This window comes from Humidesulfovibrio sp. (assembly GCF_035560995.1).
Lineage (GTDB): Bacteria > Desulfobacterota > Desulfovibrionia > Desulfovibrionales > Desulfovibrionaceae > Humidesulfovibrio.
On the sequence record NZ_DATMYK010000091.1, the window covers coordinates 1 to 2,628 of the forward strand.

Sequence of the window (2,628 nt, forward strand, 5' to 3'; positions counted from 1 at the left end):
GGATCAGCCCGTGCTGGTTGTTCAGCTTGGTCATGGCCACCAGGCCGAAGCCCGCATGGAACAGCAGGGCCGAGATGACGATGAGAAACCCGCCGATGACCGGGCCGGGCATGTCCAGAATCACGCCGCTGACCTTGGGCATGAAGGCCAGAAGCAGCAGGATGCCCGCGCCGATGGCCCCGATGCGCCGGGAGGCCACGCCCGTCATCTCGATGAGCGGCAGGTTGTCGCAGTACAGCGAGGGCACGGCCGTGCCCATGGCCCCGGCCGCCACCTTGCTCAGGCCGTCGCAGTACAGGCCGCTCTGCACTTGGTCGTAGGAGACCCGGCGGAAGTTGCGTGTGGAAATCTGCTGCACCAGCATGATGTTGCCCGTGCTCTCGATCATGCTGGCCACCATGCCCATGCCGAAGGCGAACAAAAGCGGCAGGTGCGAGGCCTGCAAATCAAGCGCGAAGCCAGGCCAGGCCGAAAGCTGCGGCAGCCCGATCCAGGCCGCCTGGGCCGTGTTCTCGAAATGCGCCTCCCCCGCCAGAAGCGCCGCGCCATAGCCCGCCGCCATGGCGATGAGCGGGCTCCACATGCGCAAGCCCGAGCCTCCGAAAAGCATCAAGAGCGTCAGGGTCAGCACCGTCACCGCGCCGATGCCCAGCCGCGCCAGGGTCACGGCCGCGGCCCCGTCCCCGGCGCCCGGCGTGCCCGCCCACAGGCTGAGGCCGATGGGCACCATGGACGTGGCGATGAGCAGCACCACCACGCCGCCCACGGCTGGCGTTATGATGTGCCGGAAAAACCGGATGAAGAACGTATACAGAAACACCACCGGCACCGTGCACAGCGACATGGTGGCCAGAAGCGGCAGCCCGCCCATCTTCACCGCATCCACCGAGCACAGCACAAAAGCGCTGTACGAACCCGTGAACATGACAAAACCGCAGCCGATGCCCAGGCGCGTGCGGCTTTGCAGAAAGGTGAACACCGCCGAGATGAGGATTGTCGCAAAGGTGATGAAGGCCAGGCTCTGCTGCGGCAGGCCCACGGTCTTGCCCAGCACGTTGGGGATGAAGATGATGGCGTCGAACACCAGCAGCACATGCATAAAGGCCAGGCTGGCCGACATGTACAGTGGCGGAGTGTCGTTGGCGTCGTATTTGAGCGTGTCGCGCAGCATTTCATCCCTCCCGCATGGCAGGCTATCATCTACTGCGAACCGCCCGCAACACAATGAGAAGGCCCCCATCTGCGGGCCCAGGGGGTGCATGCCCCCTGGCGGGGTTCAGGGGCAGCGCCCCTGGTTCTCTACGCGAACACGATGGTCTTGTTGCCGTCCACCAGCACACGGTCCTCCAGGTGCCAGCGCACGGCGCGGGAAAGCACCTGGCGCTCGATGTCTCGCCCCAGAACCTTCAGCTCGTCAAGCCTGTGCCTGTGCGACACGCGGATGACGTCCTGCTCGATGATGGGGCCCTTGTCGAGACGTCCGGTGACATAGTGCGCGGTGGCTCCGATGAGCTTCACCCCGCGTTCGCTGGCGCGGCGGTACGGGTCCGCCCCTTCGAAGGCGGGCAGGAAGGAATGGTGGATGTTGATGATGCGCTGGGAGAAGCGCTTCACGAAGGCTGGCGAGAGGATGCGCATGTAGCGCGCCAGCACGATGAGGTCCACGGGCCCGCCGGGCGCGCCCGTCAGCAGCTCCAGCATGCGTTCCTCGGGCAGGGAGAGCCCGCGTCCGCGCGGCGCGTCCGAGGCTTCTGGCACGTGCACGTGGTGGAAGGCCACGCCGAAGGATTCCACGGCGTGCTTCAGGTCCGCGTGGTTGCTGATGACGAGGGGGATCTCTGCGGGCAGTTCGCCCCGGCCCACGCGCCACAAGAGGTCCATAAGGGCGTGGTCCAGGCGCGAAACAAGCACGGCCATGCGTTTTTTGCGCCCGGCCAGGATGACGCGCCACTTCATATTGAACTCGGTGGCCACCTCGGACTCGAAGTCGCGCATGAGCTCGCCCAGGCAGCCTTCCAGGCCGGGGAAGTAGAATTCCTGGCGCATGAAGAAGCGGCCCCCCAGGGGGTCGGTGGAGTGCTGGTCGGAGTGGATGATGTTCACTCCACGCGTGTGCAGAAAGCCGCTCACGGCGGCCACGATGCCGGAGCGGTCCGGGCAGGTGACCAAAAGGCGAGCTGTTCCCGCCTGTCCGAGGGGGGCAGGCTTGCAGAGAGGCATTGCGGCGGTCATGTTGCTGATAATCCTCGTCTAGTAATCTTCGATGGGCTTCTGGTCGTCCTCGGCCCCGCGCAAGAGGCCGGCTGCCAGTACGGGCCCGGCCGCGCCGCAGTAGCCCTGCTCGTCCGAGCCGGTCAGCGCCGGGTTGGCCCAGCGCCAAAACATGCACATGGAGCCCAGGCAGAACTTCAGCTTGTCGTCGCGCGTTTTGAGCAGCGGGCAATACTTGAACTTGGCGTCGGACTCGGCGTGCATGGGGCCTCCTGGGCTGTGCGTGATTGCGTGCTACCCGGCCTTGCGGGCGGCGGCCACGGGCGCGGCGGGGAAGTCCACCAGGGGGCGCTTGCCCAGGCGGCTCTTCAGGTACTCCACCAGGATGGCGCCCACGCGCTCCTCACGGTTCAGGAT

At 66.0% G+C, this 2,628-nt stretch carries 3 protein-coding genes; all 3 read right to left on the reverse strand.

From position 1 onward, the window contains the following. Nucleotides 1–1,171: solute carrier family 23 protein (locus VN419_RS03420; RefSeq protein WP_325644462.1), on the reverse strand; the 1,171-nt coding region annotated here is incomplete at its 3' end. A 128-nt stretch (nucleotides 1,172–1,299) separates the two neighbouring features. Then, complete coding sequence (purU, locus tag VN419_RS03425; RefSeq protein ID WP_325644466.1) at nucleotides 1,300–2,220, reverse strand: formyltetrahydrofolate deformylase; 921 nt, start codon at nucleotides 2,218–2,220, stop codon at nucleotides 1,300–1,302. Between the two features lie 30 nt (nucleotides 2,221–2,250). Further along, nucleotides 2,251–2,475 carry a hypothetical protein gene (locus VN419_RS03430; RefSeq protein WP_325644464.1) on the reverse strand — a complete coding sequence of 75 codons (225 nt, stop codon included), beginning with the start codon at nucleotides 2,473–2,475 and terminating at the stop codon, nucleotides 2,251–2,253. Nucleotides 2,476–2,628: the final 153 nt, after the last annotated feature.

Excerpts from the sequence above, each read along its gene's own strand:
- purU (WP_325644466.1), bottom strand. The coding sequence starts at position 2,220 with ATGCCTCTCTGCAAGCCTGCCCCCCTCGGACAGGCGGGAACAGCTCGC.
- VN419_RS03430 (WP_325644464.1), bottom strand. The coding sequence starts at position 2,475 with ATGCACGCCGAGTCCGACGCCAAGTTCAAGTATTGCCCGCTGCTCAAA.